The 16344-nt window shown below is 46.4% G+C and carries 8 protein-coding genes; 4 read left to right on the top strand and 4 right to left on the bottom strand.

The features are described 5' to 3' along the window. Positions 1 to 118: 118 nt before the first annotated feature. Both DXD68_RS06020 and DXD68_RS06025 read left to right on the top strand, forming a co-directional pair. Complete coding sequence (locus tag DXD68_RS06020; RefSeq protein WP_158585859.1) at positions 119 to 4096, top strand: alpha-L-fucosidase; 3978 nt, start codon at positions 119 to 121, stop codon at positions 4094 to 4096. Between the two features lie 10 nt (positions 4097 to 4106). After that, on the top strand, positions 4107 to 6527 hold the full coding sequence (locus DXD68_RS06025; RefSeq protein WP_122360753.1) for a hypothetical protein: 2421 nt from the start codon (positions 4107 to 4109) through the stop codon (positions 6525 to 6527). A 142-nt stretch (positions 6528 to 6669) separates the two neighbouring features. Here DXD68_RS06025 and DXD68_RS06030 read toward each other — a convergent pair whose 3' ends face one another. Next, positions 6670 to 7575, bottom strand: coding sequence for an AraC family transcriptional regulator (locus DXD68_RS06030; RefSeq protein ID WP_122361085.1), 906 nt, complete (start codon positions 7573 to 7575; stop codon positions 6670 to 6672). Between the two features lie 162 nt (positions 7576 to 7737). Here DXD68_RS06030 and DXD68_RS06035 point away from each other — a divergent pair, with 162 nt between their 5' ends. Continuing rightward, positions 7738 to 11067, top strand: a complete 3330-nt coding sequence (locus DXD68_RS06035) for an SUMF1/EgtB/PvdO family nonheme iron enzyme (protein WP_122360754.1) — start codon at positions 7738 to 7740, stop codon at positions 11065 to 11067. Positions 11068 to 11102: 35 nt separating this feature from the next. Next, on the top strand, positions 11103 to 11948 hold the full coding sequence (locus DXD68_RS06040) for a hypothetical protein (RefSeq protein WP_233577006.1): 846 nt from the start codon (positions 11103 to 11105) through the stop codon (positions 11946 to 11948). 27 nt (positions 11949 to 11975) lie between these two features. On the opposite strand, the gene DXD68_RS06045 is transcribed toward DXD68_RS06040, so the two are convergent. The 3 genes from DXD68_RS06045 to DXD68_RS06055 are packed head-to-tail and all read right to left on the bottom strand — an operon-like array spanning position 11976 to position 16182. After that, positions 11976 to 13277 carry a sensor histidine kinase gene (locus DXD68_RS06045; protein ID WP_122361086.1) on the bottom strand — a complete coding sequence of 434 codons (1302 nt, stop codon included), beginning with the start codon at positions 13275 to 13277 and terminating at the stop codon, positions 11976 to 11978. A gap of 11 nt (positions 13278 to 13288) precedes the next feature. Next, entirely contained in the window at positions 13289 to 14668 is a 1380-nt protein-coding gene (locus DXD68_RS06050) for a sigma-54-dependent transcriptional regulator (protein ID WP_122360756.1), read from the bottom strand. 29 nt (positions 14669 to 14697) lie between these two features. Further along, positions 14698 to 16182 (bottom strand): TolC family protein, encoded by a 1485-nt coding sequence (locus DXD68_RS06055; RefSeq protein ID WP_122360757.1) that lies wholly within the window; start codon positions 16180 to 16182, stop codon positions 14698 to 14700. Positions 16183 to 16344 lie beyond the last annotated feature (162 nt).

Here is a 16344-nt window from a genome sequence, read left to right on the forward strand (position 1 = left end):
TATATTGGTATTACAGTTAACCGTATCCTCTACTTTCAGTCAAAGACTGAAAAATAAATCCGAAAGCACTCTCATACAAAAAGCTTTACCGGTATGGGTAGCGGGTCGAGAAAAAGAAATGAATCTAAACTTGGGGTTTCGTGGTTCTTTTCATGCAGAAAAAGGACAAAAAGCCACTCTCAAAATTACAGCTTCTACTCTTTATCGGCTTTTCATCAATGGAGAGTTCGTTGGTTCCGGACCAGCACGTACTGCACATGGATATTTCCGGGTAGATGAGTATGACTTAGGAGATCACATTAAAACAGGAAACAACATTGTGGCAATCGAAGTCGCAGGATATAACATTAATACATATTATACGCTCGATCAGCCCTCATTCCTATTATCGGAAGTTAACATTGATGGCAAGGTGGTTTTGGCGACAGGAAATGCCTCCTCTTTTGAGGCTTTTCAACTTGAAGAAAGACTACAAAAAGTAGAACGTTATAGTTTCCAACGCCCTTTTACTGAATATTATCGAATGAAAGAGGGATATGATAAATGGCGTTATTCTACATACATACCTCTCAAGAAGTTAGAACTTTCAAGTTCTTTATCAATCAATCTATTGCCTCGAAATGTATTATTACCTGATTTTCTAAAACAAAATCCCGTATCAGTTTATCTGTCCGGTACTGTTAAAAAGGTACAACCCGAAAAATATTATAAAGACAGGTCTCTTGTAAATATAGGAAAAAAGCTGAAAGGTTATAAAGAATCAGAATTAGAAACACCACCTCCTTCACAAGAAATACAAGAAATTATTACAGATGTTAGACATATAATCAACAAACCTTTCTCCTCCCAGAAAAGTTATCCATTAAAAACCGGAGAGTTTTACATATTTGATTTTGGGATAAATCGTTCTGGTTTTTTGGGTGCTAAGCTGGTTTGTCCGACGAAAGCCAAGGTATATTTTTATTTCGACGAATTATTGACAGAGGGAGATGTTAACACTAAACAAAGGATGGCTGATATCAATAATCAAATCGTATTTGAGTTGGAACCTGGAACATATAATTTGGAGTCATTCGAATCGTATACTTGCAGATATTTGAAGATAATCGCAGTGGAGGGTGATTGCCGTATAGATAACGTTTATTTGAGAGAGTTTGCCTATCCAGAAAATAAACAGGCCACTTTTACCTGTAACAATTATAAACTGAATGCCATTTATAACGCAGCAAAAGAAACATTCAGACAGAATGCAGTCGATGTGTTTACGGATTGTCCTTCACGGGAACGTGCCGGTTGGTTATGTGACAGCTATTTTGCAGGAATTATGGAAAGGGAGTTTACCGGACATGCGGATGTTGCCCATAATTTTTATGAGAATTATGCATTACCGGAGCACTTTGAATTTCTTCCGGAAGGCATGGTTCCTATGTGTTATCCGGCTGATCATAATGATGGAATTTTCATTCCCAACTGGTCCTTGTGGTTTATTTTACAGGTGGATGATTATGCACAGAATGGCGGTGATCCGAGATTAATCGCCCAGCTAAAACCTCGAATAGAAAAGTTATTGCAATACTTTGCCCGATTTGAAAACAGTGACGGATTATTGGAAAATCTGGAAAGTTGGGTATTTATTGAATGGTCGAAATCAAGCGAATTTGTTCAGGATGTCAATTATCCATCCAATATGTTATATGTCGCAGCCTTGAAAAGTGCCGCCCGGTTATACAACAACGGGAAATGGAAGCAGAAAGCAGAAAAGATACGTCAGACTATCCTACGACAATCCTTCAATGGGGAGTTTTTTGTAGATAATGCAGTGAGAGAAAATGAGCAATTGAAAGTCACAGAAAATACGACGGAAGTCTGTCAGTATTATGCATTCTTTTTTGATATTGCAACACCCGAATCACATCCGGAGCTTTGGAAAAAACTGACAACTCAGTTCGGTCCAAACAGGAACGATTCAGTAACTTATCCAAAGGTGTTTCGGGCAAATGCTTTTATGGGAAATTATATGCGGATGGATTTACTTTCCCGTTATGGGCTACAGAGTCAGATATTATTTGAAATTCAAGATTATTTCTTTACAATGGCTGATCTTACCGGAACCTTATGGGAACACATGGGGAGTTATGCTAGTTGTAATCACGGTTTTGCTTCTTATATCGGCCATGTACTTTATAGAGATATTTTGGGGATCAGTAAAATTGATTATCGAAAAAAGGTGGTTAACATTCGTTTTTCAGATATTGTTTTAAATCATTGTTCCGGTACGATTCCAGTAGGAGGTGAGAAGATCGGATTGAAATGGACACGTTCGGGAAATAATATAGAGTATTCTTTACAGCTACCGGAAGGCTACAAAGTAAAGATAGAAAACGAGAGTTCAGCTCAACTTTGTGAACGAAATTTCCAGTCCTTGTCATCCCCGATTGCACAAAGACAGGAGAATAAGATTCCTTTGCCGACGGAAGCACAGCTGCGTTGGCATAATTACGAACGTGTAATGTTCGTCCATTACGGTCCGGCAGCCTGGCAAGGACGGGAATATGATAATTTCACGACTCCACTCGATCGTCTGAAAATACCCGACTTGAATACCGACCAGTGGTGTGAAGTGGCCCGGTCGTGGGGAGCCGGAATGGTTCTTTTCGTAGCCAAACATTGCGGCGGCTTTTGCTGGTGGCAAACAGAGACGTCCGATTACGGAGTCAAGGAAATACCCTGGCGGAACGGTAAAGGCGATGTGCTGAAAAACCTCTCCGAATCCTGTAAAAAGTATGGTCTCGACCTGGGTATCTACATCTATCCGGGCGACGACCGCTGGGGAGCCGGTATCGGTAGCGGAGGAATCACGCAAGACCCGTCCAAACAGGAAGCCTACAACAAAGTCTTCCGTACCCAGCTGATCGAAGTCCTCACCCAATACGGTCCGATCAGCGAGGTCTGGTTCGACGGCAACTGCTGCATCCCTGTGAAAGATATCCTCGATAAATATGCCTCCAACTCCGTCATCTTCCAGGGTGAACAGGCAAATCTCCGATGGGTGGGGAATGAGGATGGTTATGCCCCTTATCCCAACTGGTATACTATAAAGAAAGAGGACCTCACTTCCGGCGTTTCCACCGCCCTCCATTCAGATGTGGACGGTGATTGTTATGCACCTGTGGAAGTCGATGTTCCGTTACTCAAGAACAAAGGACACAAATGGTTCTGGGCACCCGGATGCGATACGCTATTGATGACACAGGAGCAACTGATGAACCTGTATTATAAATCTGTCGGACGGGGTTCCGTCCTTCTCCTTAATTCCACACCCGATACGACCGGAGTCATCCCCCATACACATGCCGCCGTCTATCAGGCTTTCGGCAAAGAAATAGAGAACCGGTTCGCCCACCCGCTGAAACAAACGGCAGGCAACGGCGACATGCTTGAACTTGAATTTTCCGGACCGACAACCGTCAACCATTGTATTCTACAGGAAGATCTGAGCGGAGGACAGCGCGTCCTCGCCTATCAGCTGGAAGGATATACGGAGGACAATCAATGGATACCTGTTTACAAAGGTAGTTCCATCGGAAATAAAAAGATAGATCATTTCCCTTCACTCCGCCTGAAAAAGCTACGCGTTCATTTCACGCAATCGAAAGCAACACCGCGCATAAAGAATTTCTCCGCATTCCATGTGGTCAGCGAACTCAATGATCTGCAAGACGATCGTCTACAGGATAAACCCCAGGTCATAGAAACCTGGTCTGCCAAGACATTCAACCCTGACCGATGGACAGAGATCAGTCTCGACCTCACTCCTTACGTCAATCAGATCGGCGAATATGAGATTGTTTTCTCCCGGCTGGCGACCGATTATCTGAGTAACAAATCCTCTGATCTGGAATTTAAAGACCCCGTACTTTTCATGTATGGAGAAAAACAATTATCTTCGCTCGCCCTTTTACCAAAGAAACATACTTTCAGGATTACCCGTTCACAACAAACACTGGATGAATTTCCTACTACCCTGAATGTAAAAGTAAAAAATAAAGGGGCATCATCAATCGGCGAGATAACGATCAAAAGGTTAACATATTAAACAAACAAACATGAAACAACTCTCTCTAATCGGCAGAATTGTTCTGCTTTTCGTATTCGTGCAGGTCTTTCAGGCCGGGGCACAGAATGTAAATCTAAAAACTCGTTCCACTCAAATCGGAATCAATAACGAAGGTTATTTCTCTTCCATCCAGGTTGAAGGCAAAGATATCCTTCACACAGGGAAGTACCCGCTTGTAACGGCCTGCACAGGTAACCAACTGGTTACCCCGAGCAAATTGACTTCCAGCGGTAATCAACTGAAACTGACCATGTCCGACGGAGGTACCATCTCCCTGAAACACAAAGAAAGTGATGTTTGCATCACACTGGAGGTCGCCAGCATCCCGGAGAAATACGAGGTATTACTATTCGGTCCGTTAGCCGTCAACATCAATGAGATAGTCGGCGATGTAGTCGGTGTCGCCCAGGGCAACAGCGTTGCTTTCGGTATACAAGCGCTGAACATCAAGACTAATGCAGGTATCCCGGAAGAATACGGACAGCTGGTTACACAAACTTACGGTTACAGCGGGAAAGCAGCCGAGTTATCCGTTGCCAGCATTCCGGATTACAAACTGGCGGCAGCCGATATCTCGGACGGTACGGTCTTCCATTTCTCCGCCCGCAGAAGAAATAAACAGGAATACCGTCAGGTACAGGGACTGAATAACTCGCTGGTTCTCCCGGTAGAAGGAGCAGACGGTCTGATCAAAGGGGCTAAAATAGCTTTCTTCGGAAGTAAGAATACAGAAGCCCTTGCCCGTATCGGAGAAATCGAACTGGAGCAAGGCTTGCCGCATCCCTTGTTCGACGGCGAATGGGGCAAAACCGCCCGTGCTGCCATGAAGTCTTATCTGATCTCCGACTTCTCGGAAGATAATTTCGATATGATCCTCGATAAAGCTAAGATTGCCGGATTCAAATATGTGTACCATAGCGGTCCGTTCCTGGATTGGGGACATTTCAACTGGGATCCTAAATTTACAAAAAGCGGCGACGAAGGTGTCAGGAAAATGGTAGACAAGGCAAAGGCTGAAGGCATTGCCGTCGGCGTACATACGCTCAGTAACTTTATGACAACCAACGATGCGTATGTCACTCCCGTCCCAACCGAACACCTGCTGAAGCAAGGTGTTTTATCACTCACAGCCGACCTGGACAAAGACCAGACAGAAATCACAATCAAAAAATCAAGCCTGTTCGATAGACCCATGACGCTAAACGCCATGCAGATTGACCAGGAACTGATCACTTACGGAAGCACGGAGGACAAAGGAGAAACTCTTCTGCTGAAAAACTGTAAAAGAGGCGCATACGGTACGACTGCCGCAGCCCATTCACAAAAGACTCCGCTTTACAAATTATGGGATTATCCGTACAAAACTCTGTTTCCGGATCTGGTCCTACAGGACAAATTCTCCGACCGACTGGCGGAGATCATGAATAAAACAGGACTTTGCCAGATATCTTTCGATGGTCTGGAAGGATGCTCTTACACCGGACAGGACGAATATGCAAACAACCGCTTTGTCTATCGCTGGTACAATCAACTGAACCATAACGTACTGAACGATGCCAGCCGCCTCAGCCATAACTTATGGCATATCCATACCCGCATGAACTGGGGTGAACCCTGGGGAGAAGCCATGCGTACAGGACAGGTAGAAAACCGTATCAAGAACCAGGCATTCTTCAAACGCAACCTTTTCCCACGCATGCTGGGATGGTTCCTGATCCGTCTGGCAGACCGTAACTTCGAATGTTCTTCTTTGGAGGATTTGGAATGGGCATTATCCGAATCAGCCGGTTTCGATGCCGGCTATGCCATGACGATCAACAGTAATACATTACGCCGCCACGGACAGATCGACAAATTACTGGAAGCTATCAAAAACTGGGACAAGCTACGTGAAGCCGAAGCTTTCACGGAAGAACAGAAAGCCCGTCTGAGAGATCCGCAAACTGAATGGCACCTGGAAAAAGTCAATGAAGAAAACTATAGCCTGTATCCGCTCCATATCTCCAAACATTACCGTTGCAACCTGGCAGAAATGCAACCGGGACAACCGGGCGGAGCAGACTGGTCCTGGGAAAGCCCCTATGAAAGTGCATACGCAATCCGTCTGAAAGTAGATGGAGACGGCACAATCAAAGACCCGTCTTTCACAACCCCAAAAGGAGTGATCAAGTTCCCTTGCGAGATTTCTGATCGCCAGTATCTGCTTTATACGTTTGACGGCAAAGCGGTGGTGACCGATAAGAATTACAATGTGATCAGCGAAGTACAGCCTCAGGGAAGTGCCTTGCTTCCTGCCGGTTCATCGGCTGTCGCTTTCTCTTGCGAACAGACCAGCGAAGATGCACCTGAAGTGATCATCCGCTACATCACCAAAGGAACACCGGAAGTTGTCAATTTAAAGAAGCAATAACGGCTCATCCTCCTGCTTTGAAGCGGCTTACTGACCGTGACAATAAAAGTGTTTCACCCTAATGAAACAGTTGTTTCTACGTAATGAAACAGTTGTTCCATTAGGGTGAAACACTTTTAGGCATATAAACAAAAACTACTTTTTACTGCATACTATAATTCTCCGATTTCAATGCATTGAATTGTTTCAGCCGATACTCCCTGGGAGAACAACGGACCATCTTCGAGAACAGCCGGGAGAACTGGGACAGATTACTAATACCGACCTTTTCAGCAATCTCGATGATCGACATATGGGAAGTCAGCAGCAAAGTCTGTGCCCGCTCAATCCGCTTCATCTGGATATATTCACAGGGCGGCATCCCAACGATCCGTTTAAATACTTTAGAGAAATGATCGGGCGTAATGCACATCAGATCGGCGAGGGTTGAAACAGAGATACGACAGTCCAGATGCTTATTGATATGCTGTATCGCCACATCCAGCTTCTCATACAAACTATTCGCTTCCGGCAAAAGCAGGCATTCTTCCGTTATAAAACGGGAAAAGAGCTGCAGCAGAATACCACTGCTCTCCACGAGGTCCGAGAATGTAGAAACGGAAACCTCATCTTCTTTGTTATAAATATTCCGGTCATTGTCATAATGCTTCGGGTCTGATGTCGGTAGCGATTTATACGGATTAAGAGCCAGGAAACGCTCCATCAGCGAATAATCCATCGGAGTAGCCTGTACCTGCAAATTCATTTTCATCGGATTACTGATACCCTTCCCCCCTTTCGTTTCGTCAAAGAAACAGATATAATAATGCTCCATGAAATCATCGCATTCATAACTATGGAAAGCAAACTTGGGTATCAGGAACAGTTGACCGGGCAGCAGTTCATATCCTTTCTTATTGATATAAACCTTCCCCCTGCCTTTCGTGATCAGGTAAAGCCGGTAGAACGGACTGATCACATCCTGATAATTCCACCAGGTTTCCACCCGGGAATGGTCGGCATAAAGCAAAGGCAACGACAGATCGTACGGAGAATAAGAGACAAGCATATCAGACATTTATTAGTTAACTGCCGTAAATATAGGAATTAAAATTAAATCACTATATCGGATTATGCAAAGTATTCATCTTATTTTGTCAAAGTTAAGAAAAAGAGATGCTTTATTTTTGTAATTACTAAACTTCATCTTATATAACATAATTCTAACACTATGAAACGGTTCATTACAGCACTGTTCATTTTTTCCGGACTATGTGGTAGTCCGTCCTTACTTTTCGCACAGGACTCCTGGCAAAGCCTGATCAACCGGATCAACTATTACTCGCCGGAAAAATACAAATCGGCGATCGATCATCTGAAGAAAAAATATCCGGATAGCTACCGTCCGGATAAGGACTGGGAAAAAGCGCTCGATGAGTTGAAAACAGACAAGGAAAAACTGATCGACGGTCTGAAGTCCAAAGACCCGAAAGCCGGGAAGCAGGCCCAGAAGTTATTGAAGCAACTGGATGCTGCCCTACTGGCAAATCCGCTGCTGGCAGACAAGCAGGTGGTGGCTATCCGCAGATCGCTCGGCGACAAGGCACGCAAAGCCATGAGCGGCGAACTGGGCATCGCTCCTTCCAATTTCCAAAATAACTCCGAGATATGGAACCCTAAAACCGGCTGGACGAACGAGTTTGTCTCGCTCACCATCCAACCCGGTAAAATCAAACAAGCGACCTTATACAAACCGGAAGCAGGAATGATCATCACCGATCCGGAACCTCATTTCGACGGAAAGCGGCTGATGTATTCCTCCATCGGTTCGTCCGACCGCTGGCATCTGTTCGAACTCGACATCACAACCGGTAAAACCCATCAACTAACCCCCGATACATATAAAGACTTCGACAGTTTCGACGGTTGCTATACGCCGGACGGACGGTATATTTTCTGCTCGACAGGGACCTTCCTGGGATTGCCCTGTACAGACGGCGGAAACAAAATGTGCGGATTGTTCCTGTATGATCCGAAAACAAAACAAACCCGTCAGCTGACCTACGACCAGGACAGCAACTGGGGTCCGGTCATCATGGACAACGGTACCGTACTCTATCAGCGTTGGGAGTATGCAGACCTGCCCCACTCCAATTCGCGCCTGCTGTTTACGATGAATCCGGACGGTACCACGCAGTCGGCTTTCTATGGTTCGAACTCCTACTTTCCGACTTCGTTCTTCAACGCCCGCCCCATACCGGGACGACCGTCGGCGGTAGTCGGTATCGCTTCCGGTCACCACAGCGTTTCACGAAGCGGACGCATGCTGATCATCGATACCAATAAAGGCCGTCACGAAGCAGACGGAGTCGTTGCCGAAATCCCGTATGCCGGCAAAAAAGTGGAAGCTGTCGTTCGCGACCGCCTGCCCGACGGTATCTGGCCGCAGTTCCTGCAACCGTATCCGTTGAATGATACCTATTATTTGGTTTCCATGAAGGAAAGTCCGGAAAGCCTGTGGGGACTTTACCTGGTCGACACATTCGACAACCGTACCCTGATTGCCGAAGAGGAGAACGTTGCCTACCTCGAACCGGTGTTGATGGACAGCCGCAAAACACCGAATGTCATCCCCGACCGTGTCGACCTGACATCTTCTACGTCTACTGTTTTCCTGCAGGATATCTATGAAGGCGATGGATTGAAAGGCATTCCGCGTGGCACAGTAAAGAAACTGCGCATCGGTTCTTTCAACTTCAGCCCGTGGGGTCAGGGCGGCCTGCTGGGCACCATTGGTATGGACGGACCATGGGACATCAAACGAATCCTGGGTGAAGTGGATGTTGAAGAAGACGGTTCGGCTATGTTTACCATCCCTGCCAATACGGCTGTATTCGTACAACCGCTGGATGCAGAGGGAAAAGCATTACAGGTCATGAGAAGCTGGTTCACCGGCATGCCGGGCGAAACGGTCTCTTGTATCGGCTGCCACGAAGAAAAATCGACCATAGCCATTCCGAAGCGGACGAAAGCATCCCTGCAAAAACCGCAGGCTATCAAAGAATGGTACGGTAAAGAGAGAGGATTCAGCTACCGCCACGAAGTACAGCCCGTTTTGGATAAATATTGTATATCCTGCCACAATCAGGACAAACCCGGAAAACCGTACCTGAAAGGGGACAAATGGATCAAAGACTGGACTTCGAACATATCGGGAAGGGCCTGGAAGAACGGCGGACATTTTACGCTTTCATATGCCAACCTGCACCGTTACGTGCGTCGTCCGGGTATCGAGAGCGATATGCACATGCTCGTTCCGATGGACGTACATGCCGATCAGACGGAATTGATGCAGATTCTACAAAAAGGCCACTATGGTGTCAAACTGGACAAAGAATCCATGGAGAAGCTGGCGTGCTGGATAGACTTCAATGCTCCTTTCCACGGACGTCGTTCCGACATTCCTAAGTTTGAAGATGCAGAACAGAGCAATGAGCTGCGGGAGCTATACCGCGAAATGTTCGGTGCTCCTAAGTCGACTGCCGAATGGTTGCCGGAAATCCCGCAGAACATCGAACCGGTCCGGTTTGAGAAGGAACAGAAAGCAATTGGGGATACCCTACTGGAGAAATGGCCGATCTACAACCCGACAGAAAAACCTTACGACCAATGGAGTGATGCCCAATGGAAACAACTGGCTTTGGGGAATTTCCAGAAGAGTATCTCACTGGGCAACGGCATTACATTGGAACTGGTCAAGATACCGGCAGGCTCATTCATTATGGGTAGCGACCGGCATCCGGACGAACTGCCGCAAACGATCGTACAGATAGATAAACCTTTCTGGATGGGACGTTTCGAGATAACGAACGCACAGTTCAGAGCCTATAACCCGGCACACGACAGTCGCGACGAACACCGTCACGGTTACCAGTTCGGACGGAAAGGCTATTCGATGAACCATCCGGACCAGCCCGCCGTACGCCTCTCCTGGCAGGAAGCGATGGACTATTGCAAATGGTTATCCGAAAAGACCGGCATGAAGTTCTCCCTCCCTACGGAAGCACAGTGGGAATGGGCCTGCCGGGCTGGAAGCGATACGCCTTTCTGGTATGGTGGCATGTCTGCCGACTTCTCCCGCTATGCCAACCTGGGTGACATCAAACTGAAAGAATTTGCCGCCTGTACCGCTTACAAATTCTATGAAAGTGCTATGGTCATCGAGAATCCGAACAAGTATGACGACTGGATTCCACGCGACACGACTTATAATGACGGAGGGTTTATTTCCGAACCGGTAGGCCGTTATGTCCGCAATCCATGGGATCTGTTCGACATGCACGGAAATGTATGGGAATGGACGTTATCATCCTATCAACCTTATCCTTATAAGGAAAATGACGGACGAAACGATGCTGTTTCTGAAAACGGTAAACGCGTTGTGCGCGGTGGTTCCTGGTATGACCGCCCTTACCGCTCGACCTCGTCTTTCCGTCTGCCGTACCGTGAATATCAGAAAGTTTACAATGTAGGATTCCGTGTAGTAATGACAGAAGAATGATTGGACGCTATTTTAAATACTTGTTTTTCATAGCAATGATTAGCACTTATTGCTCATGTAATAATAGTAGAGAAAAGTTACTCGTTTCCGGCTGCGGCTGGAAACAGGTAGCGATTCTCGACAAGAAAACAGGAGAGATCGAATGGAGCCATCCGCTGGCGGCTCATGAAGATTGCAACGATGTTGAAATAACCAAAGAAGGAAATATCCTGTATGCCTATACGTCCGGTGCCCGGCTGATCAACCGCAAACAGCAGACGCTATGGGACTTCAAAGCACGAAAAGGGGAAGAATTATTTACTGCTACCCAATTGCCTTCGGGCCGTTATATGCTGGCTATCTGCGGCACGCCTTCCCGGATCATCGAACTCGATCCGCAAGGGCAACCCGTAGAAGAAATAGAGTTCGACACCAGTATCACCGGTGTGCACGACCAATTCCGCCAAATCGTAAAAACGCCGCAGAACACTTATCTGATCCCCTTGATGGGTAAAGGAGAGGTCGTTGAAATGAATAAAGAGAAAGAGATCGTCAACAGGGCCGAATGCGGGGGAAACCCTTTCGCCATCCAAATACTCAAAAATGGGAATTGGCTGGTATCCTGCGGCGATGCCCATAACTTTGTAGAGATCGATCCGGACAGCAAACAGATTGTCCGGAAAATCGGAAGCGATGACCTCCAGAACATCTCTTTATTATTCGTCGCCGAACTGGTACGATACAAAAACGGGAATACGCTGATAAGCAACTGGAACGGGCATAGTCAGGATAAATCGCAACCCTTGCTGATAGAGGTCGATCCGGATAACCGGGTCGTGTGGACGCTTCCCCTCCATCCGGATATTGTGAATATATCGGCTGTATATTCATTCAAAGAGTAAAAAGGACCTCCCCCTAACGCTTCGATTTTATTCGAAGAGGATACGGAACCGGGTCAGGCCATCCGTATAGGTACGAAGGGAGAAAGAACAATTCTGCTTCTGTAGTACCTCGCGGATAAAAATCAGTCCGATGCCCTGTCCGTTAGGTTTGGTAGAGAAGAAGGGACTGAACAGTTTCTTTTCAGTCTCTTTGTCTATACCTTTGCCGGTATCTGCTATTTCGAGACAGACCGGATTACGTGAGGTACGTATATAGATCTGTCCGTCCTGCCCGATCGATTCCGCCGCATTCTTGATAATATTGACCAGGACCTGTTCAAAAAGCGAACTATCCAATTTCACTACAGGAGATACTTCATCCAGTTCCATATGGATCCGAATATTGCGGTTCAGGCAGATCGTTTCCATAAAACGTTTACAGGAGACCACAACCGCATTCAGTTCATGATTACGCAACTGAGGTTCCGGAATACGTACGACATCGGCGAAGTTCGTGATGAAATGGCTCATGCTGTAACAACGTTCAATAGAGACACGCAACACGTCACATATGTCTTCCGTGTTCTCCATCTCGCTGAAGGTAGACTCCAATGTATCCAGCGTCGAAGTGATACCGGCTGTCGTATTATTCACTTCATGGGCGATCATACGGATCACCTTCTCGTAGGCTTTCTTCTCCGCCTTGAAAACTTCCTGTGTCAATATCTCCACCAGATAGAACGAATGATGGAATCCCCTGTCCACAAAAGATGAATGCGTACATTTATATACATTGGCATCATTCAGGCGGACGGTCTGTGACCCATACAAAGGGATACGCTCCAACTCCATTGCCAGCGGAGAGTCTATCTCCAGAAAGGACTTTCCGGTAACATCGACAGACGACGGCTGGCCGAACATCTTACGTGCCGACGGATTAAGCGAAATGATCTCGCCATCCAGGTTCAGCATGATCACTCCCATAGGAGACGCATTGATCAGCAAGTCCAGGAAATGATTCTGTTCCCGCAGATGCAGACGCTCGTTCTTCAGCTGTTCCATCATCTTATTGAAAATATCCACGATACGGTCGGCTTCCTTCTGTCCGACACGACTCAGGCGGGAACTGAAATCCTGCTCTTTCAGCAGTTCCATACCATTGCCGATTATATCCAGCGGCTTGATGATACGGCGGTAAAAAAGGAAAAGATAAATGACGGTTATCAGGACAACCCCTTCCACGATAAAAAATAGAGTGGAAGAGAAATTATAGAAGACATAGTAGGTGATCACTCCTAAAATAGTCAGCAGCAACCCTGTCAGTATCCAAAACAATCCTTTGACCCTCATCTGAATCATATTTATTTATCGGTTGGTATTCCGTATTTCTCCAACCGGCGGTATAAAGCAGCCCGACTGATTCCCAGTGCGGAAGCTACATGAGATAGATTTCCTTCGTGTGTTTCCAATGCCTGCAAAATGGTCTGCCGCTCTATCTCATCCAATGTCATTCCCTCCAAACTGACGGATCCGCCTTTCCGTACCGATTGATTATTCCCCAGGTTCAGGCATTGTCCTTCAAAGTCGGAAACCTCCAGCAACGACTTGCCGGAGACCAGCATCGTCCTTTCTACCAGGTTCTTCAACTCACGGATATTACCCGGATAAGGAAGACGCCGCAGAAAGTTCATAGCATCGGATGAGAACGATACTTTCGGCAAACCATTTACCTCCGATTGCTTGTCGGCAAAATAACGGGCAAGCAAAGGAATATCGTCTTTCCTCTCGCGGAGAGCGGGCAGATGAATGGTGATCAGGTTGATCCGATAGAACAGGTCTTCCCGGAAAGTACGGGCAGCCACCATTTCCGGCAACTTGCAGTTGGTGGCGCTGACCACACGGATATCGACTTTGCGGGGACGGCTGTCACCCAACACTTCAAATGTCTGGTCCTGCAGTACCCTCAACAGTTTCACCTGGCAGGATAATTCCAGATCGCCTATCTCGTCCAGGAAGATAGTACCTTTATTGGCCATTTCAAAACGTCCGGTACGATCGATATAGGCATCTGTAAACGCCCCTTTCTTATGTCCGAACATCTCGCTTTCGAAAAGGCTTTGCGACAGTCCGCCCAGGTTTACCTTTACAAAGGCTTCTTTCATCCGCGGACTATTGGCATGGATTGCTTCAGCAATCAACTCCTTTCCCGTTCCACTCTCGCCGGTAATCAAAACGGAGGCATTCGTAGGGGCTATGCGTGAAACAGTACCCAATACCTCCATCAATGCATCACTTTGGCCGATTATCTTTTCAAAATGAAATTTATTATCTGCATCATTCCGGTTCAACGGAGAGTTCTTTTCTTTCTTCTGTTCGTTCAACTCCAGGGCTGTACGGATCGACTTCAACAGCACGAGGTTATTCCAGGGCTTGGTGACAAAATCGAATGCACCGGCCTGCATACCTTGCACTGCCAGGGAAATGGATCCCCAGGCAGTCATTAGAATGACCGGTACATCCGGCTGAAATATCTTTACTTGTTTTAATAACTGTATTCCTTCTTCTCCCGTCGTAGTCAAGGTAAAGTTCATATCCATCAGAATCAGTTGCGGCGCTTCGCGGCGCACTATAGCCAACGCTTCATCAGGTCCCGAAACAGCTTCCGGTTCAAAGCCCGCCCGCTTCAGCAAAAAAGTAAGCGAAGAACGGACAACAGCGTCATCATCGACAATCAATATCATATAGGTTTCTTTTAAGATTGGTAAAGATACTACTTTCTGACGATATCTTCAAAGTCCGCATCCAGATTACGGTCGTTCAAGAAATCGTACAGGGTCACACTGCGGACATTATAAAAGTAGCTCCAAAATCCATACAGCTCCTGAATATGTTTCTGTTTGGCATCGTCTTTCGATTGCTGGGCATCATTCAGGTCAAGAATGTTAATCTTTCCGATCATGAACGTTTCTATAGAGGTCCGGTAACGCTTCTGGGCAATCTCATCCGCCTCTTCCGCTATTTCCAGCTGGGCTGCCTGGTTATTAAAATTCTCCACCAGGAGGAAGATGTTCTGATTAAAAGTCATCTGATCCTGGCGGTTTTTGGAGAGTACGACTTCACGGTTCGACTCGGCAACCTTCACTTTTCCTTTCCGTTTTCCCCAATCCAGCAGGGGAATACTGAAACCGACCTCGATCACCTGGTTATCCCGCAAGGGATTATAAGCACCTCTAAATTCACTGTCTTTACCCGTATATCCTACGGAAGCAAACAGATTGATATCACGGCGCTTTCCTTTTGCTGTCGCCACGGCATAATCGGCTTCCAGTTGTTCGCGCAGAATACGTTTTGCGAACGAGTTATTCTCCTGGGCTTTCTCCAACACCTCCTGATAAACCAGGCGCATATCCGGCACTGACTCCGGGATGACAGGTTCTATCACATCCTCCTCACTCAATCCGAGGAAAGAACGTAACTGAAACATCTTGGCATTCAAGTTGGACTGGGCTTCCGTCAACTTGCCTTTCGCCTGCAATGCCGATAATTTCAACTGCATCAGTTCGCTTTCGGATATATGCCCGATCTTCCGCTTGGCTATCGCAATATCGTAGAGTTTGTTCGCATTCTCCAGGTTCTGCATAGAGGTCGCCAAATTTTCTTTCGCCAGCAACAGGTTAAAGAAATAAGCGATCGTAGAGATCGTTACCCCTTCCACACTTTCTATATAGGCTGCCTTTGCTTCCTGGTAACGGACAGGCTCGATCCGGCGATTCCATTTCTGATCGTTTACTCCGAAGACCGGTTGTGTCAGAGTCAAACCGATCGGCACACTCATATATTCATTGAAAGCACCATGTCCCAACTGACGGGAGAAGTTAAGAGAAGAATTCAATGATATTTTACCACCGGTCAGTGCTATATTCTGATCGACAGAGATCGCACCGTTCATCGACAGGTTATTATCCTGCACAAAGGCATAAGTTCCGTCCGACTGCTGGTAGCGGCTGTATTGTTTGCTATAACTGGGGATCGTACCTTTGAAATTGACTTCCGGTAACTGGTCGGCAACATGCGTACGGTATTCCCAGTAAGACGTTTTCAGCTCGTTCAAAGCGACCGCGGCATCTACAGACTGGTGTTGTGCCAATGCGATCGCTTCTTTCAACGTCAGATGGACAATATTATCTTGTTCTTCGGCTCGTAAACCAAAGCTTGTCAGCAATAAATAAGTAATGGCTATATAGATCTTTTTCATCGTAATATATGTTTTGCCCAGCTATAGGCAAAAGCTATGCCAAAAACATATACCATTGATTTTCTGAAGAGTAACATCACTAAGAGGTGTCCGATAATGAACAGTATGTCCGATAATGAAACCTGAGGGAAAAGATGACGTAGTTCGTTAAGAACTAAGGAA

The organism is Parabacteroides sp. TM07-1AC (genome assembly GCF_003480915.1).
Taxonomy (GTDB): Bacteria; Bacteroidota; Bacteroidia; order Bacteroidales; family Tannerellaceae; genus Parabacteroides; species Parabacteroides chongii.